We start from the raw sequence: 22,035 nt of genomic DNA on the forward strand, positions 1-22,035 counted from the left end.
TCCCCTCTCATCAATTTAATATCTGTATTATAATGGAAACACAAAAAAATAACTACACGATCCGAAAATCGAGTAGTTATTTTTAGCATTAATTTAGAAAATGAAAGGCTGTCGTACTACCTGTTTGTGTCGCTGTTACTTCAAGTCTTGCATCAATTCGTTCACGGAGTTCTGGAACATGAGAAATGATCCCAACCAATCGTCCACTACTTTGAATATCAATCAGTGCTTCTATCGCTTGATCCAGAGACTCCGGATCCAAGGTTCCAAATCCTTCATCTATAAACATCGTCTCTAACGATACGCCCCCAGCGTAATTTTGCACGACATCTGCCAGTCCTAATGCAAGGGAAAGAGCAGCTTTAAAGCTTTCTCCACCAGATAAGGTTTTAACATGACGTTCTTGCCCTGTGTATTGATCAAACACAAGTAACTCTAGACCACTTTGCGCATTGCCCTTCGCTCGGTCTCTTTTCCGAAGCATTTCATAACGACCACTGGTCATCTTCAATAATCGTCCATTTGCTACCTGTAAAATATCATCTAAAAAGGCTGCTAGCACATAGCGTTCGAATGTAATTTTTGATGCATTTTGGCCGCGGGTAATATCGTATAGCTCACCGACCAATTTGTAGCGCTCTTCTAGTGTCTTCATCTCTGCATTAATCCGAATAATGGAATCGCGGATTTGTTCATTATCCTTCTTTTTAATGAGAAGATTCGTATACTGATCACTCAATTCCCCGATTAGCTTTTGAACATCTTGTACCGCTTGCTGTAACTCTGCCAAATTAGGCTTGTCCACATCTTGCAAGGCTTCCACTAATTCTTGATAGCGGTCGCTAACAGAACGAAGCTCTTGATGATACTCAAGAATGTCTTTTTCAAGCTGTTGAATTTGACTAGGAGTCCTTTTAGCACGGTTAAATTGCTTATAGTCGGCAAAATCTTGTTCCTTCATTTGTGTCAGAAACGCTTGACGCTCTATATTCAATTCTGCTTCTTTTTCAGTGGCGTGTTTCTCCACTGTTTCAAAAGCACTTTGTTCAGAAGAAAACTTTTCCTTCGTTTCTTGATAATTCTTTTGTGCTGTTTCCAAATTTTTCACAAACGTTTCATGAGTTCTTACTGCTTCCTGCCATTTGCGCTCGAAAGCTTGAATCGTCCGTAATTCCTCTGGTATACGCGAGATCGCCCCATTTAATTGCGTATTTTTCTCCGTATACACGAGTGATTTCTCATTAACCAGAGTCTTAAGATCGGCCACTTTCTTTTCAAGAAGAAGTTTTCTCTCTTCGTACGACTTGATCTCATTCGTAATTTTCTCCAACCGCGCTTGTTTTTCTACGAGCCCTCTATGCTCCTCCTGTAAAGCTTTCTTTCGATCAAGTAAAAAGAGTTTGTATGGTTCTAGATTTTCTTGAGTAAAATCTGGACGAAGCTTCAGCAGTTCTTGATTGATTTCCTCGAGTACCTCTAATCCTGTTTTCACGCGATATTGCACATCTAGAAACGCTGCTTCAATCTTTGATTTCTCTTGTTCTATCGTCGAGACTTGCAATTTTGCGGCTTTTAGATCGTTTTCATCTGGGATCAATCCTGCACCTTCTGTGGCCGGATTCGGATGCTCCAACGATCCACAAACAGGACAAGCATCTCCCTCATGCAGTTGACGTGCTAGATTCGCAGCTTGTCCATGGAACCACCTATTTTCTAGCTCTTCAACCGTTGCCTTCGCATCTTCAAGTCGCACTTTAGCACTCATAAGCATTCCTTGATTTTGTTCGAATTTTTTATCGTACTCGTTATTTTTTTGCCATTGTAACTCATATTTACCAACGAGTGTCTTTTCTGTTTCAAACCTTTCCATATTGCGCTCATTTTCAATTAGTTGAACGGCTACTTTCTCTAACAAGGATTTCTCTTCTACAAGCTTCGTTAACTCAACTCCGACACGTTGAAAAGCTTCTTCTGATTGCTTTTGTTGTTCAAGTAGTTGCTCGGTCCCCGCTTTTAGTTGATGCACCTCTTCCTCCAGAAGCGCAAATGAAGTCACTTCTTCTTTCATTTGTTGGAGGGAATGGATTTCGGCTTGTGCTTGCTTTCGCTCATCTTCTCTCTCCAATTCTTTTTGGAGAATTTCCTCATATTTGTGTAAAAGTCGTTTTAGTTCCTCTACTCTTTGTTGTCTTACTTTCATATCTGCAACAAGTGTATCCTGTTCTTTTTTAAGGCGATGACAAAGTTCATCCTGCTTAGCTAAAATAGAAGCCTTATTGGCCTGCGCAATTTCCTTTTCTTTTCCCAGGATTGTTTCTTTTTCATTTTCGAGCTTTTCCTTTTTGACACCTAAGTCGTCTCTCATGGCCATTTGTTTGACGATATTTTCTGCTTCATATAACTTTTGTACGAGAAGCTCTTTATCCTTTTCTTTTGTGTCCTTCTCAAGCTGAATTTGTTCTAGTTTCTCGCCCATTTTTTCAATTTCATCTTCTAAAAGCGGAAATAAGAGGACATCATTTTCACTACCAGCTTCTAAATAAGCTTGTAATTCCTTATTATAAAGGGCGGTAATTTTTCGAAGGAGTAAAGTTCTTTCTTCTTGTTGTTTTTCAACTGTTCTCTTTAATCCAGTTGCTTCTTCCTTCAGCTTGTCCTCCACCCTTTTGTAAATTTCCGTGTGGAATAAGCGCTGCAAAATCGCCTCTTTTTCCTTACTATCTGAGGTTAATAGTTTGCGAAATTCACCTTGTGGAATCATTAAAATTTGGCGGAATTGATTGCTGTCGATGAGCATGATCTCTTTAATCTTCTCGTCCACATCTCTAACATTTGCAGCTACAAGTTGCTTTTCTCCATGTTCATCAAATAGATATAATTCAGCGCTCGCGCCAATGGTACGATAACCGTCGCCCCGTTCTTTTTTCTTTTCCTGTTGGGGTGAACGGACAATGAAATAGGCTTTCCCTCTCAAGCTAAACTTTAAGGAGACTTCTGTATGGAGGTCATCGGGAGCAAACTGACTTCTAAGTTCTGGACCGTTGCGATCCTCGCCACTTGCTTTTCCATAAATCGCATAGCTAATCCCATCAAAAATCGTCGTTTTCCCAGAACCTGTTTTTCCTGAAATAACAAACATCGTCCGGCTTCCTAATTCACTAAAGTCAATCATTTCACGCCCAGCATAAGGACCAAAAGCCTGCATCGTTAACGTAATCGGCCTCATTTCGCTCCCTCCTCTACGAGCACCTCGTTGATACAATTTGCCATCACTTGTTTCTTATCTTCGGTGAAATCAGCAGTTGTCATTTCCATATAAAATTGCTCAAATAATTCTAATTCTGATTTCTTTTCTTCTCGATGAGCGGTAACTTGATCTCTTTGTTTCATATCTTGCAGGTTAATTTTTCGCTCTAGATGAAGAACATTCGGGTACACTTGACGGAGCTTATTGATTGGATCGATAAGTGCCCCTTCATCATGTAACGTTATTTTTAAATAATCATCTAATTTTTGCTTTTCATAAAAACTTGGGTCTAATAACTCCTCTAAATACCCTCCTAGTTCGCGCATATCCTGCTTTGGAGCAAGGGAATGATAGCGAACTTCGAAGGAACCATTCTCATTCATCTCAACAATTTGAACTGATTTTTTTTGTTTCGCTTCTGAAAAAGAATATTTTAATAATGAACCAGAGTAAAAGATTTTGTCATGTTTGATTGCATCTGGACTATGAAGATGCCCTAATGCCGTATAGGAAAATGGTTCGAATAATTCTTGACCTACACATCCTGACCCTCCTACGGATAGTGTTCTCTCAGAGTCGGAAGTATTTCCCCCTAGTACAAAGGCATGTCCAACAAAAACATTCGGTTCATTTACATTGATTGTTTCTTCTATTTTGCCAATTACGGCTTTCATCGCATCTTGATGCGAATGAATAGAATCATCCTCTAGCAAATGTCTGACCATACCTGGTTCAGCATAGGGTACCAAATAGAAATTAACACCATTTAAACGGATAGGCTCAAATGATTTTTGCAGCTTTCCTGTCAAATAGAAATGACTGTTTCGATACCATGAGCTCCCAAAAGATAACCTCTCTGCACTATCATGATTTCCAGCTATCGCAATGATTGGTGTCTTTAATTCTACATTCATCTTAAAAAGCATTTCGTCCAGAAGTTCTACCGCATCAGTCGGCGGCACGGAACGGTCATATAAATCTCCGGCAATAATAACAGCATCTGGCTGTTCTTCCTCTACTAATTTAACAAATTCATTTAAGACAACTCGTTGATCCTCTGTCATGTATAGACCGTGCACAAGCTTTCCTAAATGCCAGTCTGCAGTATGAATAAATTTCATCATCTTCACCTCGTTTATCTGTCATCATTATACCAGTTTTTAAAAACGATGAACTTTATAATAAATGGAATTCATCCAAATTAAAAACAGCTCAACCAAATGGTTGAGCTGTTTAAACATTTACAATTATAATTTTACTACATTAGCCGCTTGTGGCCCACGAGCACCTTCAACAACTTCGAAAGATACTTCTTGACCTTCTTCTAATGTTTTGAAGCCTTCAGATTGAATTGCAGAGTAATGTACAAATACATCATTTCCATCTTCAGATTCAATAAATCCGAATCCTTTTTCAGCATTAAACCATTTTACTTTACCGTTTTTCATTAAAAAAAATCCTCCTAAATCGGCACAGGACAAGTGCCTTGTGTAAAATTCACCATTTACAACGTATTGCATCTACTTACATTACTCGAGTCCATTTCGAAAAGGCTTTCATCTATGAATAATGCACAATATGAAATCATTATTCTAGCACTTTAATCTTGTGAAATCATTCGAAACATGTTGGAACAAGCATCTTGCAAAAAACAATCACGTGATAACGGCTGTTTTTAATATAACATTTTCAGTCAATTCTGTCAATCTGAATAAATCCGACAAACGCCTTTATATCAATGTTTAAACGTGTCGAATCATGACTGAACACCTCGAAAAATTACTATTCCACTTTGAATTTTTATGATCATCTATGCCATAAAAAAGTCAAATGGAGCTCCTCCTTTATTTGCCCAGGAAGGCTTTCGATAGATTGTACGACTACATCTAATTTCGCTTCAATACGATAAAGCAAATAAAGAGTAACGACGATCGGAAAGCCAACATCGCTGATCAAAGGAACGATTTGTTCCACCTTTCATCTCTCCTCTCCTATTATTTCAAAAGGAGCCAGATACGGCATTCCTGGCTCCTTCCAACTTTAAATCTCATATTCTGTTACATTGCGTTCAATTATGCGTGCTCCCTTCACACTTGCTAATCTTCCCTTTTGACTAAAGAAAGCATTAGAAGCAATAACTGCTTCCATCGCTGCTTTTACCTCTGTTGGTTCCACCGGCTCTTTCGGTGCATCTACTGAGATATTGAAAGAGTTTCCGAAATCTGTCACAAATTGTAATTCTAATGTTTTAGCCATTTTTTCACCTCCTCTTGTAAAATTCGTTAAACAAAATCTCACTCATTAACCGACAATTTCAAAATTGTCCGTACGTTCAACACTTATCACTGGATAGAGCGATAAACTGCCTAGTGCTTGTGCTGCTTCAGAAAGTTGGTCTGCCGTTGCCTCTTTATCAATATTGTTATAAGTTTTCGTCTTATAGACCGGCTCTCCCTTTTCATTTATACCTGTTTCAAACAAAAGGCGTAACTTTGAATCCATAATCATTGCTTCAGCCATGTTCTTCACCTCCCTTCACCTTTTATATATAAGAATGATAAAAAAGGAGACATGCTAAGCAGAAAAAAGGTACTCCCATCGACTGGGGTACCTCAGTGACTGTCTATTTGATTTTTGATATTTTCTAATCCTTCTTGTAGATACGTTGTAAATCTCCTTAAATGCGCTAATGTTGCAATATCAGATTCTAACATTGGAAGCATCACTTTTCTCGCTTCTGGAAAAACCCTTTCAATTTCCTTTCGATAGATCTGTTCATTGGCCTTTCTTTTTTCCATAAACATTCCGTCTGCATCTTCCGGAATGAGCTTGTTTACAAAAAGCGTCTTCACATTGATTTCATGCCGCTTTAACATATCCATGGCTTTTCGAGTCTCCAGAATGGGAAGTCTTTCTGCATTTAAAACAAAGATATACTCAGTCAGATTGGAATCGAGTAGATATTTCCTCACACTAGAGAACTTTCTCCGCCGCACTTGGAGCTTTTCGTAAATTGGATCCGTTCGACTTTCTCCGTCATCCATCCAGCGATGAAAGTTCTTTTCATTTACTTGCTTCCTTCTTTCTAACATTCCATCCATCCAAACGCCCATTAATTGTGGCAATGTCAATAAACGTATGGTATGGCCGGTTGGAGCTGTATCAAATACAATCGCATCGTAGTTTTTAACTTCTTCGATAATGATAGAAGATAACCGATCAAAAAGCGCAGCTTCTTCCGCACCAGGGGTACTAGCAGCAAGCTCAATTTGTCGGTGTACCTCTTCTACCATAGTGGCTTTTACAAGGCCACGCAAATTATTTTTCACTTCATCTATGTATCGTTTTGATTCTCGTTCTGAATCTATCTCAATAAAATCTAAATTTTTGTAAATGGATGTAAGTTCTCCATTAGAATTCAAATGAAACAGATCCCCTGTATTATGAGCAGGATCGGTTGAAACAAGGAGGACTTTTTTATGCAGTGAGGATAAATATGAGGCAAATGCAGCGGAAGAAGTACTTTTTCCCACTCCGCCTTTACCTCCAATAAAATATATTTTTTTATGCAGTAAATCCATTATGAATCCTCCTTTTAACAACATCGAACTCCATCTAATGGAGAAGTTTCGAGTCCCAAACGTAAGTGCCACTGATGAAAACGTTCAAGCAGTAACGGATACAGTTCAAGTGTATAATAGAAAGCTGGATTTGGAATCCCAACCATTTCTGAGAAACATAGAAGCATAAATAAATCCTCTTCGTCTCTTAATTCTCGTGCAAGCTCTGTGCGATGAGGTTGCTCTAATATTTCTTCGTAAAGAGCAACAACCTTTTTTAATTGCTCAAAAAAATTCATTAAAAACACTCCTCATATGGTAAGGGAATAGAGACTAGGAAGTCCTAGCCTCTACTTTTAGATTACATGTCCTGTGAAATCGAAGGTGGATCATTTCTCCGAAAAGCACTAATTGCCTCTAAAATAATCCAGATGACTAGAATGAGAATAATTCCTCCGAGAATAAAGAGTAATAGATTTGTATCAGTAGCTCCAAGTCCTGACCAGTCAAAAACAACTTGTTGCACCATTGCCCAAACGGTCATAGCAAATATAAAGACCATTGGAATAAAGGTAGGCAGATAATTACGTCCTTGACGTTTCAGCCAAATTGAAATGAGTAATAGGCTGACGCCAGCTAAAAGTTGATTACTTGTTCCAAAAAGTGGCCATAGTAGGTAACCACCTGAACCAAAGCCATTTGGACCTTTAGGGAGTAATACAAGAGCAGCACTAGTGCAAACAGCTAAACTTGTCGCCACATGCACTTTTGATAGTGATTTAATCTGATATTCCTCTCCAATCTCTGAGATAATATATCTCATTAATCGAACTGAAGTATCCAAAGTAGTGGCTGCAAAACTAACGACAATGACGGCTACGATCGTTCGAGCGACATCTTCTGGGATCCAGATCCCTGTCGCTAGTAACGCCGCTCCATTGACAAAATTACCTAAACCGCCACCATTTGCTGCACCAAAACTTGAATAAGCAGCCATAAAGTCTCCTTTGGTTGCAAAAAGAGTAACACAGGCGATAATCGAAATAAGGGCAAGTGTCCCTTCTCCTACAGCACCAAAGTAGCCAACAAAGCGGGCATCCGTTTCTTTATTTAACTGCTTAGAAGTCGTTCCGGAAGAAACAAGCCCGTGAAATCCTGAGATCGCACCACATGCAATCGTGATAAATAATAAAGGGATCCATGAAGTGTCCGTTGCTGCTGCATTTGTCATTGGTGCTGTTACTTTTGGTTGTAGCACAACTAAACCAGCATATAGAATGACTAAACCAACTACTAGTTGATGTGAATTAATGAAATCACGTGGCTGCAACAGTTTCCAAACTGGTAAAGTGGAGGCAACATAACAATAAATCATCAAAATGATGATCCAAATAAAGAATGACATGGCCACTCCATCAAGACCAAATAAAACCGTATTCTCTGCTCCACCAAAGGCCTTTACTAAATCAATTTGAAGAGCTGGTACATTACTTGCGATAATAGCAGTAATGTACATCACCGCTAAGGCGATCAAGGATGGAACAAGCATGCTTGCTTTTCTTTTATATACTGCATATCCAATCCAAATAGCCAGTGGAATTTGAATAAAAACAGGTAGTACACTTGATGGAAATTGAATAAACAAATTTGAAATGACCCAAGCAAATACAGCATTAACCATTAATACAAGAATGAGTATAATAAATAAGAACATATTTTTCGCGCGACTACCGATAATTTTACTGGTGATCGTACCAACAGATTGACCTTTATTTCGGACTGATAAAACAATTGTTCCAAAATCGTGGACACCTGCAGCAAAAATGGTACCGAGTATTACCCAAAGAAACGCAGGTAACCAACCCCAATAGACAGCAATGGCTGGCCCAACAATTGGTGCAGCACCAGCAACAGATGTAAAGTGATGTCCCCATAAGACCAGTTTATTCGTCGGTACGAAATCTACCCCATCTTCAAATTGATGTGCTGGTGTGACATAGTTCGGATCAAGTCGATAAATTTTTTCAGCTATCCACTTTGAATAAAAGCGATAACCAAGTGCAAAAACGATCATGCCAATAATCGCAAGCCAAATCGAATTCACTATTCTTTTACCCCCTTTTCTAAAATGTCCTACATCCCCATCATAATGAAAGCGTATACATAAAGTCAATGTATTCTGAATATTATAATAAAATAATTTACCCACTCTTATCACTATTACAAATGAACAAGCATAAATCTGAAAATGACATATAATATCTCGATAATACATTAACTGAGTCGCTCCATCTAGCTCATGCTTATACATGTCGATTTATCCTTCTCAATTTAAAAATAGTCGATTAGATTAGGCTCAGGGAAAAGGGGGTTCATTTATGGAACTATTAGATTTTTTAAATAAAAATTACTATATACTTGTTCCAGCACTATGGGTCGTCGGCTACGCATTAAAGCAAACTCCGAAAATCGCTAATTGGACAATCATTTGGATTCTCCTTGGGTTAGCTATTATGATCGGAACATTTGCTTTTGGCTTTTCTGTTGATGCGATTCTCAATGGCATCATTGCTGCAGGTGTAGCTGTTTTAGGGCACCAAATGTTTAAGCAAACACTAGGTGGAAAATTTACGACGAGAAAGGTCATTACTGTAGAGGAGAAAAAAACGGAGAAAATTGAGGAAACAAAATAAGTAACGGCACTAATTATTCTAACATTCAGACGTTTAAGTTTCCGTTTTTTGGGGTATTGTGTTATAAGAGTTAGGGTTTTGTCCTCTCCTTATCCCTGTCGAAATTCCCCCTCGACAGGGATTTTTTATTCTTCCAATTCTTTTCGAAATAATAAAATAAAGATTCCATGAAGGAAATGAGGTGTTTCAATGTGTGGTAGATTCACTTTGACAGATGAAATTGTTCAATTGCAAGCTTATTTTGAGTTTTTTAATGATGAAGAGCTAAGCCCTAGATATAACATTGCTCCTGGACAATATATTTTAACGGTTGTCTCAGATGGAACGAATAGAGTCGCCCAACATATGAAGTGGGGGTTTGTCCCTTTCTGGGCAAAAGATGAAAAAATGGGCTTTAAAATGATTAATGCACGAGCGGAGACGATTGATGAAAAACCAAGCTTTCGGCAGGCATTTCAACAAAGACGTTGCCTTATTTTAGCAGATGGTTTCTACGAATGGAAAAGAACAGAATCTAAAAAGCATCCGTATCGTTTTGTGATGAAAGACAGAAAACCTTTTGCCTTTGCTGGTATATGGGAAACATGGTCAAAAGGAACAACACCTTTGACGAGTTGTACAATTATCACAACAGAACCGAATGATGTCACAAAGGATATCCATGATCGAATGCCCGTGATTTTATCACCTGATGCATATGAAACTTGGCTCAATCCCACCTACCAACCAATTTGCGATTTAAAAAAGCTGTTAAAGCCTTATCCTGCGGAAAAAATGGAAAAATACGAGGTTTCAACACTTGTGAATTCAGCTAAAAATGATTCGCCCGCATTATTAAAGCCTCTAAATGGTTTTTAAAAACACATCTAAAAAAGAATATTATACATCAAACTTCCCATACTATTTGTTAGGGACTTGTAGCTCAAGTGGATAGAGCAACCAGCGGTGTCAATCAGGCACTGCATGTGTGTTTTGTAGGTTCGAATCCTACCAAGTCCCTCTCCTCTCATTTCCTTCCTTATTAAGCGTCTCTTTTCCTAACAAAAAATGGTATATTAGTAGTAAAGGAGAAAAAAAGATGCTGATCTTGATTGCGATACTTTTCGTCTATTTTGTTTTTATAAATGAAACCTACCAAAGAAAACAAACAAAACTTCTTGAAGAAATCAAACAATTAATGGAAAAGGAATAATATGAGAAACTAGTTACTTACTTGACAAGAGCCAGAGAGGACATCCCCTCTGGCTTTATATTGCCTCATAGTACCAAGTTCCATTAGTTTGATATTTTCTACACTGATTATTAGCCACTAAATATTCTAAATGGGCAAGTGCCTCTCCTATAGCAAATCTCATTTGATGGAGATTTAACTGATGAAATAAAGCTTGAGTTACTTCATAAATTGTTGATGGCTTATTAATTGTTGTGTATGTAAATTCCAATCTTTCTTCATGATGACTCATTAGTTCTTCAATTCGGTGATTCGCATTCTTAAAAGGTTTAAAATGGGATGGGAACACGTATTCAGCATTCAGTTTTTTTATTTTTTCCAAAGAAGTAATAAATGATTGCAAGGGATTCGGATTCCCTCTAAACCGATATGAAATATTAGGTGAGATTTTCGGTAAAATATGATCGGTCGAAAGTAAAATACTTTCCTCTTTATTATATAAAACAAATAATCCATCAGAGTGACCTGGCGTAAAAATGACCTCATATTCCAGCTTACCAAATAGAATTCTCATGCCTTCTTTTATTTCATGCTGAATGACAGGATATGGCTCTACCCGTTCAGTATAACTTTCTTCATTCGAAGTTATTTGGTGTGCTAATTCTTCAGGGAGTCCACAAGTAAGATAATTTCGCTTTTTCGTTTTTATTGAATCAGGACTCCAATAACTTAGTCCCATTTCTGCATCTACTTTTGTCATCCAAACATCAGCACCTGTTAACTTCTGCATACTGCCTGAATATCCAAAATGATCGGGATGATAATGGGTGATGATGATATCCTTTATGTCATTTTTCGCGATGATTGGTGCCCAAATGTTTTTCGTCACATCAGAATGTAAGCCTGTATCAATTACCGTTCTTCCTCTCTTCCCATCTGCTATAAAACAATTAACATGGTTTAAGCGAAAAGGTAACGGAATCGTTATTTGTTCAATTCCTAGCTCAGAAAGCATAATGCTCCTCCTCTATTCATCACAAGTTGAACTTTTATATAAATAAAATGATAACAATTTTCAGAATATTATACAACAGTTTAATTTTTGCCCCAAAATAAAAAGCGACAAATTATATGAACCTTTCCTTAATTGAAGGATAGCGTTCACTTATGCCGCCTTTTCTTAGATTTTATTGTCTACTTCAGAAGTGTCAACATTTGTTCCAAACCAATTTACTAATTTATCCTTTGCCTTTTTCTTTACTTCATCATCAATATGGATCGCTACTTGAAATAAAGCAACACCTAGAGCACCTAAATCATCGGTAAAACCGACCCCTGCGACAAAATCAGGAATTAAATCTAGTGGAAGAATGAAATAACCAAGTGCTGCTAATATAGTTACCCGAGCTTTTTTAGGCAACTCAGGTTTTTGCAAGGTGTAATAGAGCAAGAGTGCGGTGTAGACAACTGAATGTCCCGCTTTTAAAGCAAATCTCTTCAATTTACTCCAAAACTTATCCTCCGAATAATGCTTTTCCGTTCCTTCCATCTATGACACTCCTTCTCTTAATTTACAATTATTATAACTCAATTTGCTTGAAAATACCTTTTTGAACTAATAAACCAATAGCGCTTCATACTTGAACCCTGCATATTGATAATTTTGCTTTTTGTACATTTCTTTCGGTGTGTCCTCCCCATCAGCTACTAAAATGACACGCTTATCCGCACATTCTTCCATCACAAATTGCTGAAGATGGCTACCAATTCCCTTATTTCGATAAGATGGCAAAACAACAAGTCCATCTATTTCGGCTGTGTCTTCCCCAAGAATAACATCCACCGTACCAGCTAGTTTCCCATCATAGAAAGCGATCAATTGCATAAATTTAGGGCTTTTGAAGTTTTTCTCATGAATAACTTTTTTATGCATAGCAAAATCTTCACTAATTTCAGCATCGATCTCATATGCAAGCTTTGTAAATTGCCCCCAATTATCTATCGTAACCTTTTGAATCACGATATTAGGTTTTTTGACTATATTCAAAAACTGGCTTGGCAAAATATGATACACTTCCATTAAACCAGATTCGAATCCCGACTGCTTAAAGTATCGTTCTAGCTCTCCTGTGATCTTTTCGTTTTCAGGAAAAAGTAGCTTGATGTGTTCTTGTCCATTTTTTTGATGGAACTCTTTCAAATATTCTACTGCCTTTTCACATTCTTCTAATGATGGCATTCTCTTAAACTGAAGGAAATTCCCATCATATAGTAATAGCATTTCTGCAGTGTGATAATGCTTAAATAACTCATTTTCAAAGATAATTTTACCGCGGTAAAAAATGTGTTCAAACATCGGTCTCGTCTCCTCGCTGTTAGCTACTTTCTTTTGGCTTCTGGATATCCTTTTCTAACTAGTCTCTCTTCATGTGACATATTAGCACCCGCCTGTCCATTTTTATAACTGACAACGGTATGCAAACAAGCGTTGTTGCTCCTTAAACCCTGAACGAAGATAGACATTTAAGGCAGCTTGATTTTCTACATTGACCGTTAAACTAATAACCTCTATCTCTTTAAAGCTAAAAAGAAAATCTAAGGCTTTCTTCATGAGTGCATTCCCTATTCCCTGCTTTCTAAAAGATGGTGAAACAGCGATAAATTCAATATTGCCTTCAGAAAAACTTGGGTTGGCTTCACAAAAAACATAGCCACAAAATTGCTGATGATTTTCTGCAATTAATAATTTTTGCTCACTGCCATGTTTATTACTCATTTCATCTGCACTAAGATAGGTATTAGGGAACGCTTCGTGATGAAGGCACTGAAAAGGGATAAAGTCCTTTTCTTCATATTCACGAATATTGACTGTGGATCCTTTTCTTGAAATGATATTATGTTCTGAGATCTGAAGGACCGAATGTTCTCCACTTTTGATAGCTCCCAATTTTTCAATAAACTTAATTCCATTTGTATTTTTCACATTGTAAAATCCATAAACCGTCTTTAATGCCACCGGAAGTTCCCTAATTAACGTTTCCCACAGTAAATCTGCCATTTCGTCCCATTCTGGATTGCTAATAAACGGTCCCCACACTTCTGCTTCTATTGATTCCTTATCAATATCTAACCCAATGGCCCCCACTAATTGATCATGTAAGAATGCTCCTATTAAAGAGTACTCAAGTGAAAGATCTGAAAAATCAGTCAAAAGAGCATGCTTTATTTCATCCTTATCCGTCCCACAATAGCCCACATGATTCATAGGTTCAGTATTCATTTTTTCGATAAAAGTGGAGACTTCATCTAAATCTATTATTCTTCTAATCTCTATCATGATCGATCATCTCCTTATCCTAAGCCTTAACTTATTTTACCATATTAACGAATTGCTCATGAGTAAACTCTCGCAGATACACTCATAATAACCTTGACATGAAACCAAAAGGTGTTGTATGATGCAAATACAAAACCTTTTGGTGTTATATTTATTAATAGGAAGGAAGAAGAGTTTATATGGATACTATTCAAGATATTAAACAAACGGTGGTCATCCAGGCATCAATTGAAAAAGTTTGGAACCATGTCGCTACCTCCGAGGGAATTACAGAATGGTTCATGCCAAATGATTTTGAAGCAAAAGTTGGTCATGAATTTCACATTCAATCTCCATTCGGACCATCACCATGCAGAGTTCTTGAAGTGGAAGAGCCAAATCTAATTTCTTTTGCCTGGGATACGGATGGTTGGATCGTTACCTTTAACTTGAAAGACTTAGGAGGCAGTACAGAATTCACTGTCATTCATGGTGGCTGGAAAACTCCTGATCACGTTGTACCTAAAGCTGGAGAAGATGCTACCGTGATTCGTGAAAGAATGAACGGTGGCTGGGTAGGAATTGTTCAAAAACTACAAAAGGTAGTCGAAGGATAAGTGAGCGCAGTCAGGCATGACGTATTTCAAGCGATTGCTGACCCTACTCGAAGAGAAGTACTTCGATTATTGGCACATAAAAATTTGCCGATTTCAGAAATTACAGCTCATTTTCCGATTAGTCGTACAGCTGTTGCCAAGCACCTGCAAATTCTTTCAGATGCACAATTAGTAAAAGGAAATAAGGTTGGTAGGGAAAAAATTTATCAATTACAACCTGAACCACTAACGGAAGTGAAAGAGTGGCTCTCCTTTTATGAACAGTTTTGGAACAATAAACTCGCAATGCTTAAATTTCAAATGGAAAAAGAAGATTAAATCGCTTGGATTATACCGAGCGATTTTTCTTTTCGAGAGATGCGAACACTTCTAAAGCAATTTCTACTAGTTTCTGATCATATCCAGTCATCACTGTGATCTTTTTGGCCCATTCTACGTTGGAATTTAATCTCTCCTCTTCTTGCAAGCCTTCAGTAGTGCTAAAATAGCTTTGCCAATCATAAAATTCCCAGTGGCCGATTTCACTTTTATATGGAACTCTACATTCCAGAAGTGGCTTGCGGTAAATATTTCGTTGAGAAATTTCAGCAGCCTGCAAAAAATCGCTCATCTCAATCGGCTCAAGCTGGTATAATTGCTGAGATATTTTACCATTCGGACGATGATAGAGAATTTCCACTTCATTCTTCTTCTGAATAACTTGAACCTCCGCACCTGGAAAATAACCGCCAAGTTTCTCATCCGTAAAATCTTCACTATGTGAATCTAGTAAAATGGGGGTTAACCACTGATCCCCTAAATCACATAAATATCGCATACCTCTTTCATCAACAGCGACTACAGCGGCATGTGCCCCTTTAGTTTCTATCTCGGATCCAATTGGATAGGCTTTGATCCCCTCTTTTTGAAATTCATCCAGAAGCCATATTGCTAAATCAAAACAATTCCCAGCGATACCATATTGCTGGCGATGCTCTTTCATAAGACTTATCTCTCTTTGCCTCTTCTTTGATCCTAATGTGCTATACCATGCTTTCGTCAACGTCTCCATCGGAAAATCATCAAATTTTTGCCAAACGGTTAAAATTTGTTGAGGAGCTTTCATGTTTAACACCTTCTCATCTTATTTATATCACTTTAAAGATTCTCTATCCTTTGAGGAAATCCCTTTATTCACCATTGCAAGAATGACTCTTGTTCAACATTCTAAAACATCATTGTTTGTATGCTACCTATTCGTTTAGAATGAAACTATACATAAATGTGTTAGGTGATGAATATGTTTAAAATTTTGCTTATAGAAGATGATGCTTCACTTTTTCAAGAAATACATGAACGGTTAACAGATTGGTCTTATCAAGTCGTTGGTATAAAAGACTTTTCGAATATTTTACAACCATTTTCCACATTCAAACCCGATTTGGTGATTATTGATATTCAATTGCCGAAGTACGATGGATTTCATTGGTGTCGAATGATTCGCTCCCATTCAAATGTGCCTATCGTATTCCTTTCATCGCGCGATCATCCGATGGATATGGTAATGGCGATGCAACTAGGAGCAGATGACTTTATTCAAAAGCCATTTCATTTTGATGTCCTCATTGCGAAAATTCAAGCGATCCTACGTCGTGTTTATAATTACAGCTCTGAACCCGTTCAGCTAAAAACTTGGTGTGGTTCTACTATCGACTATGAGAAAAATACGGTAACAAACGATAAAGGAACCATTGAGTTAACCAAAAATGAAATTTTCATTTTAAAACAACTCATTGAGAAGAAAAACAAAATTGTCACACGAGAAGAGCTGATAAGAAGTTTATGGGACGATGAGCGTTTTGTAAGTGACAATACACTAACAGTAAACGTCAATCGGCTACGCAAAAAATTAGGGGAAATTGGACTAGAGTCATTTATTGAAACGAAGGTTGGTCAAGGTTACATAGCGATAGAAGAGGAATTAGTATGATTCGAACATATTTAGTTGAGAGACGTAGCTGGATACTTTTTTTTCTATTTAGCCAAATGGTCATCCTTTTTGTAACATATTTAGACTCAAAAATTTCTTTATTAGCCACACTATATAGTGTACTTCTCTCAACCATTGCCTTTATCCTCTTCCTCCTTTTCCGTTATCAGAAGGAAACAAGATTTTTCTTAGCCTTGGAGGAATGGGAGGAAGATTTTGATACATCGAAGCTAACCTATGCCGAAAGTCCCTTTGAAAAAATCGTCGAAGATACCATTACCAATCAAATCGATCTCTTAAAAAAAGGTGCTTCTCATAATAAATGGGAACTAGAACATGAAAAAGATGAACTAATGTCCTGGATACATGAAGTGAAAACACCCTTGACGGCGCTTCATTTAATGATTGATCGAATTGATGATGAGAGATTGAAAGAAAGAATGAAATATGAATGGTTAAGAATCGATCATTTACTCGATCAACAACTACATCAACGACGTCTACCATTCATGGAAAATGATCTGTATATAGAAGAAGCGAATTTAAAAAACATTGTTTATCAAGAAATTAAAGCACTACAATCATGGTGTATGCAAAAAGGGATCGGCTTTGAAATGAACTTAGAAGATATGAATGTGCTAAGTGATTCGAAATGGCTCTCCTTCATCATCAGACAATTGCTCACAAATGCAGTGAAATATAGTAAAGACACCGATATCCAGATAAAAAGCTATCCTCAAAATGGGTCGACTGTTTTGGAAGTAACAGATTTCGGTCGTGGCATTGATCCGAGAGACGTGCCGCGAATTTTTGACCGAGGTTTTACATCGACTTCACATCATCAGGATCATGCAGCAACAGGAATGGGCTTATATTTAGCAAGTAAAGCGGCAAAATCCCTTTTCATCACTATTGAAGTTGAATCTAAATTATGTGTTGGTACTACCTTCACATTAACATTCCCAAAGAAAAATGAGTTTCTCCGCTTGTCATCTGTTCTAAATGATCATTGATGGTTGTACAAGCTCTTACGTGCATGTGACAAAAATGTCACATGCTTTTCCATTTTGTTTGACCAATCGAAGGAAGCTTCTAGTAGCCCCTTCTATAATAAAATTATAAGAGAGAAAAAGGAGAGACATAAAATGACCATATTAGAAGCAACCAAAATCTACAAAAGCTACGGAAATAAATTCAATAAACAAGAAGTGTTAAAAGGAATAGATATTCAAATTGAAAAGGGTGAATTCGTCAGCATCATGGGAGCTTCTGGTTCAGGAAAAACCACCCTATTGAATGTTTTGTCTTCAATAGATAAAGCAAGCGATGGTTCAATCAAAATCGAAGGCAAAGAAATCACCACTCTAAAGGAAAAAGAGCTTGCTGAATTTAGGAAAAGACATTTAGGTTTTATTTTTCAAGAATACAACTTATTGGACACCTTAACCGTGAAGGAAAATATTCTTTTGCCCTTATCTGTCGCAAAAATTTCCAAACAGGCTGCGGAGCAAATGTTTGTTGCCCTCGCGAAAGAGCTTAGGATCTATGAACTGAAGGATAAATATCCAAATGAAATCTCTGGTGGACAAAAACAACGAACTTCTGCCGCACGGGCGTTTATCCATGAACCAAGCATTATTTTTGCCGATGAACCAACAGGTGCATTGGACTCAAAATCGGCGTCAGATCTCCTTAGTAAGTTAAGTGACTTAAATGAAAATCGAAGAACGACGATTGCTATGGTCACTCACGACCCAATTGCAGCAAGCTATAGCGACCGTGTGATTTTTATAAAAGATGGACGTGTTTTTTCTCAAAGCTATAAAGGAGAACAGCCAAGAAATTCGTTCCTAAAAGATATTATGAAAACACAAGGCGTTTTAGGCGGTGTTCAGTATGAAGATTAATGAGCTTATCATTCGTAATCTAAAAAAGAATTTAAAAAACTATTATCTTTATGTATTTGCTTTAGTCTTTAGTGCAGCCCTTTACTTCGCTTTTGTTACCCTACAATATGATCCATCCGTTGATCTATTAGAAGGTACTGTTAAAGGAACAGCGGCTATTCGTGTAGCTTCCGTTTTATTGGTTGTGATCGTATCCGTCTTTCTCCTGTATGCAAATAATATTTTTATTAAAAGAAGAAGCAAGGAAATTGGCTTATTTCAGCTTATTGGAATGACAAAGGGAAAGATTTTTCGCATTCTAAATACAGAAAACTTTATTCTCTATTTTCTTTCACTCGCATTAGGTATTTTTATCGGGTTTATCGGTTCAAAATTAATTTTAATGATTCTCTTTAAAATAACGGGAATTGAGACAGAAACAGCGCTACATTTTTCAGCCGAAGCTCTTCTCCAATCCATTGTTATTTTCACGATCATTTATTTACTAATCATGCTTATGAACTATTTGTTTATAAAACGCCAGACGATTTTATCGTTATTCAGGGTCATCTCAACTACTGAGAATACGTTAAAAGGGATGAACTTTTGGCAAATGTTCATTGGAATTGCTGGAATCATCCTCGTCATAATCGGCTATTATGTTTCCTCTAAACTATTTAGTGGAGAGATTACCGAAATGAACGAATTGTTCATGGCAATGCTCTTTATCCTTGCTTCTGTTATCTTAGGAACCTATCTGTTTTTCAAAGGATCAGTAAGCTTTATTTTTCATCTCATTCGCAAAAGAAAAAAAGGCTACTTGAACATTAATGAAGTCCTTTCTTTATCTTCATTAATGTTTCGAATGAAATCTAACGCACTAATGCTAACGATTATTACAACTGTATCAGCATTAGCTCTTGCTTTACTATCCTTATCCTATATCTCTTACTATTCAGCTGAGACAAAGGCTAAAAATTATGTCGCAAGTGATTTTGCGATTACGAACGAAGAAGATGCTGCAAAATTTGAGGAAAAGTTAGAGCAGGAACAAATTCCTTATTCCACAACGAAGATTCATGTGCTTCAAATTGAATCCAATATCAGCGCGATTATCAATGGTGACACCGATGGCATGTTTATTGATACAAGTAAGTTTGTTATTCCTGTTATCAGTGATAAAGAAGTAAATGGGTACGATGTATCTCCAGATGAAACGATTTTTACAGGCTTTGATGATATGCTTGAAAGGTTTATGAGATTTGCTGATACTGGAGAGATTGAACTATTCGGACAAACACAGACGATTCCGCAAAAATTTATCGGAATGGAAAAGGAATACCTCATTTCTTTTCAATTTACTTCAGGTGGCTTACCGCTTGCCATTGTTGATGAGACAGTATTTGCACAATTATCTGAAGATCTCGATCCAACTATTCAAGGAGATGCGTCTTTATTTATTGGCTACCGTCTAAAGATGAGCGAGCAATTGGAGAAAGCGGATAAGATTTTTGAAGAGCTTGGATTTGATGAAAATTATCTTCATTCGTCTCGATTACACATGAGTAATGAAGAAAAAGGCAATATGGGGCTTGTCATGTTTATCGTTGGCTTTCTTGGTTTAACGTTCTTAATTACATCTGGCTGTATACTATACTTTAAACAAATGGGAGAAAGTGAAGAAGAAAAACCAAGCTACACGATCTTACGAAAACTCGGATTTACAGAACAAGACTTGGTGAGAGGGATACGATCCAAACAGTTATTTAATTTTGGCATCCCTCTTCTAATCGGCCTTCTCCATAGTTACTTTGCGATCCAATCGGGCTGGTTCCTATTTGGTTCTGAACTATGGACACCGATGATTCTTGTTATGATTATTTACACAATCCTTTATTCAATCTTTGCTTTCCTATCCCTGTTCTACTACAAAAAAGTCATTAAATTATCTCTATGAAAAAAGGAGCTCCATTAACGGAGCTCCTTTTAGCTTATTCTGCTTTAACAAATTCAATAAATCGCTCAATAACCCCATCTAAAAAGGCTAATGTTGGTTATCAATAAGCTTTCCCTCTTTAAATTTATCACCTGCATGGTTGAGAAGAATTTCATTTCCAGCAGGAGGCAATACACGTGAAGAAAGTCCAGGGCTTGATAAAATTTGACGTAAGTGTTGCTGTGCCCGTAGCGATCCAACTTGTCCTGTTGATGCACCTGCAACCATGACAGACTTCCCTTTTAATTCTTTGTCTGCACGAGAAAGCCAATCTAAGGCATTTTTTAATACACCCGGGATTGACCAATTAAATTCTGGTGTCACAATCAGGACAGCATCACTACTTACGATCTCTTTTCGCAAACGAAGTACGGCAGAGCTTGGATTGTCTTCCGTATCTTGATTATAATAAGGAAGATCATCAATCTTTGCTACGGTAATTTCTATTTTTTCACGATAGCGCTCTTCCATTGTTTTCACTAAAGCTAAATTTAACGATTCTTTTCGAGTGCTTCCTACTAGTGCTACGAGTTTCATTTTTTTACCACCTTTGTCGCTAATGAATGAATGATCCTTTAAAAACACGGTCAATTTTCGCCATTTCGGCTTCTGAAAGTTGAACTTCTCCTGCTTGAAGATTGCTCAAAATCTGCTCCGGTGTTTTTGCACCAGGAATGACTGCATGAATTGGTTTACGTGTTAAATACCACGCTAATACAACATGACCAACCTGACATTTTTTTTCACTGGCGATTTTATGTAATTCATCAATTTTTTCTAAATTAATGAAGTAAGCATCCTCTTTAAACAGTGGGTGCTTCTTTTGATTCTCTGTCAAAGGAGTATCTCTGCGATATTTACCTGTTAAAAGGCCCTTCGCTAATGGAAAATAAGGAATAAAAGAAATTTCCTGTTCCTCCACATATGGAAAGATCTCTTCTTCAGCAGTACGGTTGAACAAGTTATAATGAGATTGCAGAACCTCTAAATAACCATCTTGATTAGCTTCCTTCAACTGCTCTATATTAAAATTTGAAACACCAATTGCTCTAATCTTCCCTTGTTCTTTTAACCTTTGCAGCGCACCGACAGCTTCTGCCTTTGGTGTTTTATCGTCTGGAAAATGAATATAAAATAAATCTATATAGTCTGTTTGCAGCCTTCTAAGCGACTCTTCAACACTTTGAGTAAGAAATTGCGGAGAATTATTATGCACGACTTCTTTGTCAACAAATGTGTAAGAAGCCTTTGATGCAATCACAAAATCGTCACGTTTGCCATGTTCTTTCATGACCTCACCGATTAATTCTTCTGAGCGACCAAGTCCATAAAAATAAGCTGTATCAAAAAAGTTCATTCCATTATTAATCGCGGTATGAATGATCTTTTTAGAAATCGCTTCATCGATATTTTCATAAATATTATGGCCGCCAATAGCATTTGCTCCTAGACCAATAGGATTAACAAGTAAATCTGTTCTACCAATGCGATTACGCAACATCGTTTATGCTCCTCCTCTCAATTACTACTCTTTAAATATAAACCTCTCATTTTTGATTTGCGAATGATAAGTCTTCATT

At 37.2% G+C, this 22,035-nt stretch carries 24 protein-coding genes and 1 tRNA gene; 9 read left to right on the plus strand and 16 right to left on the minus strand.

Annotation, left to right across the window (positions count from 1 at the left end; translation table 11 throughout):
* Nucleotides 1–88 precede the first annotated feature (88 nt).
* The 9 genes from BMSHG_RS01200 to BMSHG_RS01240 form a co-directional block, all read right to left on the minus strand.
* Nucleotides 89–3,226, minus strand: coding sequence for an AAA family ATPase (locus BMSHG_RS01200; protein ID WP_019152602.1), 3,138 nt, complete (start codon nt 3,224–3,226; stop codon nt 89–91).
* Nucleotides 3,223–4,368, minus strand: a complete 1,146-nt coding sequence (locus BMSHG_RS01205) for an exonuclease SbcCD subunit D (protein ID WP_019152603.1) — start codon at nt 4,366–4,368, stop codon at nt 3,223–3,225. Before BMSHG_RS01205 ends, BMSHG_RS01200 begins: the two co-directional genes overlap by 4 nt.
* Nucleotides 4,369–4,494: 126 nt before the next feature.
* Nucleotides 4,495–4,695 carry a cold-shock protein gene (locus BMSHG_RS01210; protein WP_019152604.1) on the minus strand — a complete coding sequence of 67 codons (201 nt, stop codon included), beginning with the start codon at nt 4,693–4,695 and terminating at the stop codon, nt 4,495–4,497.
* Between the two features lie 358 nt (nt 4,696–5,053).
* Nucleotides 5,054–5,221 (minus strand): YvrJ family protein, encoded by a 168-nt coding sequence (locus BMSHG_RS01215; protein ID WP_019152605.1) that lies wholly within the window; start codon nt 5,219–5,221, stop codon nt 5,054–5,056.
* Between the two features lie 66 nt (nt 5,222–5,287).
* Nucleotides 5,288–5,503, minus strand: a complete 216-nt coding sequence (locus BMSHG_RS01220; protein ID WP_019152606.1) for a DUF2922 domain-containing protein — start codon at nt 5,501–5,503, stop codon at nt 5,288–5,290.
* Between the two features lie 45 nt (nt 5,504–5,548).
* Complete coding sequence (locus BMSHG_RS01225; RefSeq protein ID WP_019152607.1) at nt 5,549–5,767, minus strand: DUF1659 domain-containing protein; 219 nt, start codon at nt 5,765–5,767, stop codon at nt 5,549–5,551.
* A 92-nt stretch (nt 5,768–5,859) separates the two neighbouring features.
* Nucleotides 5,860–6,828, minus strand: a complete 969-nt coding sequence (locus BMSHG_RS01230; RefSeq protein WP_019152608.1) for an ArsA family ATPase — start codon at nt 6,826–6,828, stop codon at nt 5,860–5,862.
* A 14-nt stretch (nt 6,829–6,842) separates the two neighbouring features.
* A complete protein-coding gene (locus BMSHG_RS01235) occupies nt 6,843–7,106 on the minus strand; it encodes a cory-CC-star protein (protein WP_019152609.1) in 264 nt (87 codons plus the stop codon).
* 62 nt (nt 7,107–7,168) lie between these two features.
* Nucleotides 7,169–8,911: a carbon starvation CstA family protein gene (locus tag BMSHG_RS01240; protein ID WP_026073285.1), complete on the minus strand. Its 1,743-nt coding sequence runs from the start codon at nt 8,909–8,911 to the stop codon at nt 7,169–7,171.
* Nucleotides 8,912–9,185: 274 nt separating this feature from the next.
* Between BMSHG_RS01240 and BMSHG_RS25570 the strand changes: the two genes are divergently transcribed.
* The 3 genes from BMSHG_RS25570 to BMSHG_RS01255 all read left to right on the plus strand — a co-directional run bounded on the left by BMSHG_RS25570 (nt 9,186) and on the right by BMSHG_RS01255 (nt 10,499).
* The gene (locus BMSHG_RS25570; RefSeq protein WP_019152611.1) at nt 9,186–9,500 is read left to right on the plus strand and encodes a phage holin family protein; all 315 of its coding nucleotides are present in this window, start codon (nt 9,186–9,188) and stop codon (nt 9,498–9,500) included.
* 189 nt (nt 9,501–9,689) lie between these two features.
* Nucleotides 9,690–10,358, plus strand: coding sequence for an SOS response-associated peptidase (locus BMSHG_RS01250; RefSeq protein WP_019152612.1), 669 nt, complete (start codon nt 9,690–9,692; stop codon nt 10,356–10,358).
* Nucleotides 10,359–10,411: 53 nt separating this feature from the next.
* A tRNA-OTHER gene (locus BMSHG_RS01255) sits at nt 10,412–10,499 on the plus strand.
* A 248-nt stretch (nt 10,500–10,747) separates the two neighbouring features.
* Here BMSHG_RS01255 and BMSHG_RS01265 read toward each other — a convergent pair.
* The 4 genes from BMSHG_RS01265 to BMSHG_RS01280 all read right to left on the minus strand — a co-directional run bounded on the left by BMSHG_RS01265 (nt 10,748) and on the right by BMSHG_RS01280 (nt 14,008).
* The gene (locus BMSHG_RS01265; protein ID WP_019152614.1) at nt 10,748–11,686 is read right to left on the minus strand and encodes an MBL fold metallo-hydrolase; all 939 of its coding nucleotides are present in this window, start codon (nt 11,684–11,686) and stop codon (nt 10,748–10,750) included.
* Nucleotides 11,687–11,851: 165 nt separating this feature from the next.
* Complete coding sequence (locus tag BMSHG_RS01270; RefSeq protein WP_019152615.1) at nt 11,852–12,220, minus strand: YkvA family protein; 369 nt, start codon at nt 12,218–12,220, stop codon at nt 11,852–11,854.
* A gap of 66 nt (nt 12,221–12,286) precedes the next feature.
* Entirely contained in the window at nt 12,287–13,027 is a 741-nt protein-coding gene (locus BMSHG_RS01275) for a GNAT family N-acetyltransferase (protein ID WP_019152616.1), read from the minus strand.
* A 102-nt stretch (nt 13,028–13,129) separates the two neighbouring features.
* Nucleotides 13,130–14,008 (minus strand): GNAT family N-acetyltransferase, encoded by an 879-nt coding sequence (locus tag BMSHG_RS01280; RefSeq protein ID WP_019152617.1) that lies wholly within the window; start codon nt 14,006–14,008, stop codon nt 13,130–13,132.
* A gap of 179 nt (nt 14,009–14,187) precedes the next feature.
* On the opposite strand from BMSHG_RS01280, the gene BMSHG_RS01285 reads away from it, so the two are divergent.
* Nucleotides 14,188–14,604 (plus strand): SRPBCC family protein, encoded by a 417-nt coding sequence (locus BMSHG_RS01285; RefSeq protein WP_019152618.1) that lies wholly within the window; start codon nt 14,188–14,190, stop codon nt 14,602–14,604.
* Nucleotides 14,605–14,922 (plus strand): ArsR/SmtB family transcription factor, encoded by a 318-nt coding sequence (locus tag BMSHG_RS01290; RefSeq protein ID WP_019152619.1) that lies wholly within the window; start codon nt 14,605–14,607, stop codon nt 14,920–14,922.
* Between the two features lie 10 nt (nt 14,923–14,932).
* Here BMSHG_RS01290 and BMSHG_RS01295 read toward each other — a convergent pair whose 3' ends face one another.
* Nucleotides 14,933–15,709 carry a hypothetical protein gene (locus tag BMSHG_RS01295; RefSeq protein WP_019152620.1) on the minus strand — a complete coding sequence of 259 codons (777 nt, stop codon included), beginning with the start codon at nt 15,707–15,709 and terminating at the stop codon, nt 14,933–14,935.
* A 174-nt stretch (nt 15,710–15,883) separates the two neighbouring features.
* On the opposite strand from BMSHG_RS01295, the gene BMSHG_RS01300 reads away from it, so the two are divergent.
* From BMSHG_RS01300 to BMSHG_RS01315, 4 genes are all read left to right on the plus strand, one after another.
* Entirely contained in the window at nt 15,884–16,573 is a 690-nt protein-coding gene (locus BMSHG_RS01300) for a response regulator transcription factor (RefSeq protein ID WP_019152621.1), read from the plus strand.
* A complete protein-coding gene (locus BMSHG_RS01305; protein WP_019152622.1) occupies nt 16,570–17,586 on the plus strand; it encodes a sensor histidine kinase in 1,017 nt (338 codons plus the stop codon). The genes BMSHG_RS01300 and BMSHG_RS01305 overlap by 4 nt, the downstream gene beginning before the upstream one ends.
* Nucleotides 17,587–17,718: 132 nt before the next feature.
* The gene (locus BMSHG_RS01310; RefSeq protein ID WP_019152623.1) at nt 17,719–18,480 is read left to right on the plus strand and encodes an ABC transporter ATP-binding protein; all 762 of its coding nucleotides are present in this window, start codon (nt 17,719–17,721) and stop codon (nt 18,478–18,480) included.
* Complete coding sequence (locus tag BMSHG_RS01315; RefSeq protein ID WP_019152624.1) at nt 18,470–20,416, plus strand: ABC transporter permease; 1,947 nt, start codon at nt 18,470–18,472, stop codon at nt 20,414–20,416. Before BMSHG_RS01310 ends, BMSHG_RS01315 begins: the two co-directional genes overlap by 11 nt.
* A gap of 87 nt (nt 20,417–20,503) precedes the next feature.
* Here the strand turns inward: BMSHG_RS01315 and BMSHG_RS25575 are convergent, their stop codons facing one another.
* Nucleotides 20,504–20,992 carry an NADPH-dependent FMN reductase gene (locus BMSHG_RS25575; protein ID WP_019152625.1) on the minus strand — a complete coding sequence of 163 codons (489 nt, stop codon included), beginning with the start codon at nt 20,990–20,992 and terminating at the stop codon, nt 20,504–20,506.
* Nucleotides 20,993–21,011: 19 nt separating this feature from the next.
* Complete coding sequence (locus tag BMSHG_RS01325) at nt 21,012–21,956, minus strand: aldo/keto reductase (RefSeq protein WP_019152626.1); 945 nt, start codon at nt 21,954–21,956, stop codon at nt 21,012–21,014.
* Between the last annotated feature and the right edge of the window lie 79 nt (nt 21,957–22,035).

It is taken from the genome of Robertmurraya massiliosenegalensis JC6 (assembly GCF_000311725.1).
Taxonomy (GTDB): Bacteria; Bacillota; Bacilli; order Bacillales; family Cytobacillaceae; genus Robertmurraya; species Robertmurraya massiliosenegalensis.

Excerpts from the sequence above, each read along its gene's own strand:
- BMSHG_RS01200 (WP_019152602.1), bottom strand. The coding sequence starts at position 3,226 with ATGAGGCCGATTACGTTAACGATGCAGGCTTTTGGTCCTTATGCTGGG.
- BMSHG_RS01205 (WP_019152603.1), bottom strand. The coding sequence starts at position 4,368 with ATGAAATTTATTCATACTGCAGACTGGCATTTAGGAAAGCTTGTGCAC.
- BMSHG_RS01210 (WP_019152604.1), bottom strand. The coding sequence starts at position 4,695 with ATGAAAAACGGTAAAGTAAAATGGTTTAATGCTGAAAAAGGATTCGGA.
- BMSHG_RS01220 (WP_019152606.1), bottom strand. The coding sequence starts at position 5,503 with ATGGCTAAAACATTAGAATTACAATTTGTGACAGATTTCGGAAACTCT.
- BMSHG_RS01225 (WP_019152607.1), bottom strand. The coding sequence starts at position 5,767 with ATGGCTGAAGCAATGATTATGGATTCAAAGTTACGCCTTTTGTTTGAA.
- BMSHG_RS01230 (WP_019152608.1), bottom strand. The coding sequence starts at position 6,828 with ATGGATTTACTGCATAAAAAAATATATTTTATTGGAGGTAAAGGCGGA.
- BMSHG_RS01235 (WP_019152609.1), bottom strand. The coding sequence starts at position 7,106 with ATGAATTTTTTTGAGCAATTAAAAAAGGTTGTTGCTCTTTACGAAGAA.
- BMSHG_RS25570 (WP_019152611.1), top strand. The coding sequence starts at position 9,186 with ATGGAACTATTAGATTTTTTAAATAAAAATTACTATATACTTGTTCCA.
- BMSHG_RS01250 (WP_019152612.1), top strand. The coding sequence starts at position 9,690 with ATGTGTGGTAGATTCACTTTGACAGATGAAATTGTTCAATTGCAAGCT.
- BMSHG_RS01265 (WP_019152614.1), bottom strand. The coding sequence starts at position 11,686 with ATGCTTTCTGAGCTAGGAATTGAACAAATAACGATTCCGTTACCTTTT.
- BMSHG_RS01270 (WP_019152615.1), bottom strand. The coding sequence starts at position 12,220 with ATGGAAGGAACGGAAAAGCATTATTCGGAGGATAAGTTTTGGAGTAAA.
- BMSHG_RS01275 (WP_019152616.1), bottom strand. The coding sequence starts at position 13,027 with ATGTTTGAACACATTTTTTACCGCGGTAAAATTATCTTTGAAAATGAG.
- BMSHG_RS01280 (WP_019152617.1), bottom strand. The coding sequence starts at position 14,008 with ATGATAGAGATTAGAAGAATAATAGATTTAGATGAAGTCTCCACTTTT.
- BMSHG_RS01285 (WP_019152618.1), top strand. The coding sequence starts at position 14,188 with ATGGATACTATTCAAGATATTAAACAAACGGTGGTCATCCAGGCATCA.
- BMSHG_RS01295 (WP_019152620.1), bottom strand. The coding sequence starts at position 15,709 with ATGAAAGCTCCTCAACAAATTTTAACCGTTTGGCAAAAATTTGATGAT.
- BMSHG_RS01300 (WP_019152621.1), top strand. The coding sequence starts at position 15,884 with ATGTTTAAAATTTTGCTTATAGAAGATGATGCTTCACTTTTTCAAGAA.
- BMSHG_RS01305 (WP_019152622.1), top strand. The coding sequence starts at position 16,570 with ATGATTCGAACATATTTAGTTGAGAGACGTAGCTGGATACTTTTTTTT.
- BMSHG_RS01310 (WP_019152623.1), top strand. The coding sequence starts at position 17,719 with ATGACCATATTAGAAGCAACCAAAATCTACAAAAGCTACGGAAATAAA.
- BMSHG_RS01315 (WP_019152624.1), top strand. The coding sequence starts at position 18,470 with ATGAAGATTAATGAGCTTATCATTCGTAATCTAAAAAAGAATTTAAAA.
- BMSHG_RS25575 (WP_019152625.1), bottom strand. The coding sequence starts at position 20,992 with ATGAAACTCGTAGCACTAGTAGGAAGCACTCGAAAAGAATCGTTAAAT.
- BMSHG_RS01325 (WP_019152626.1), bottom strand. The coding sequence starts at position 21,956 with ATGTTGCGTAATCGCATTGGTAGAACAGATTTACTTGTTAATCCTATT.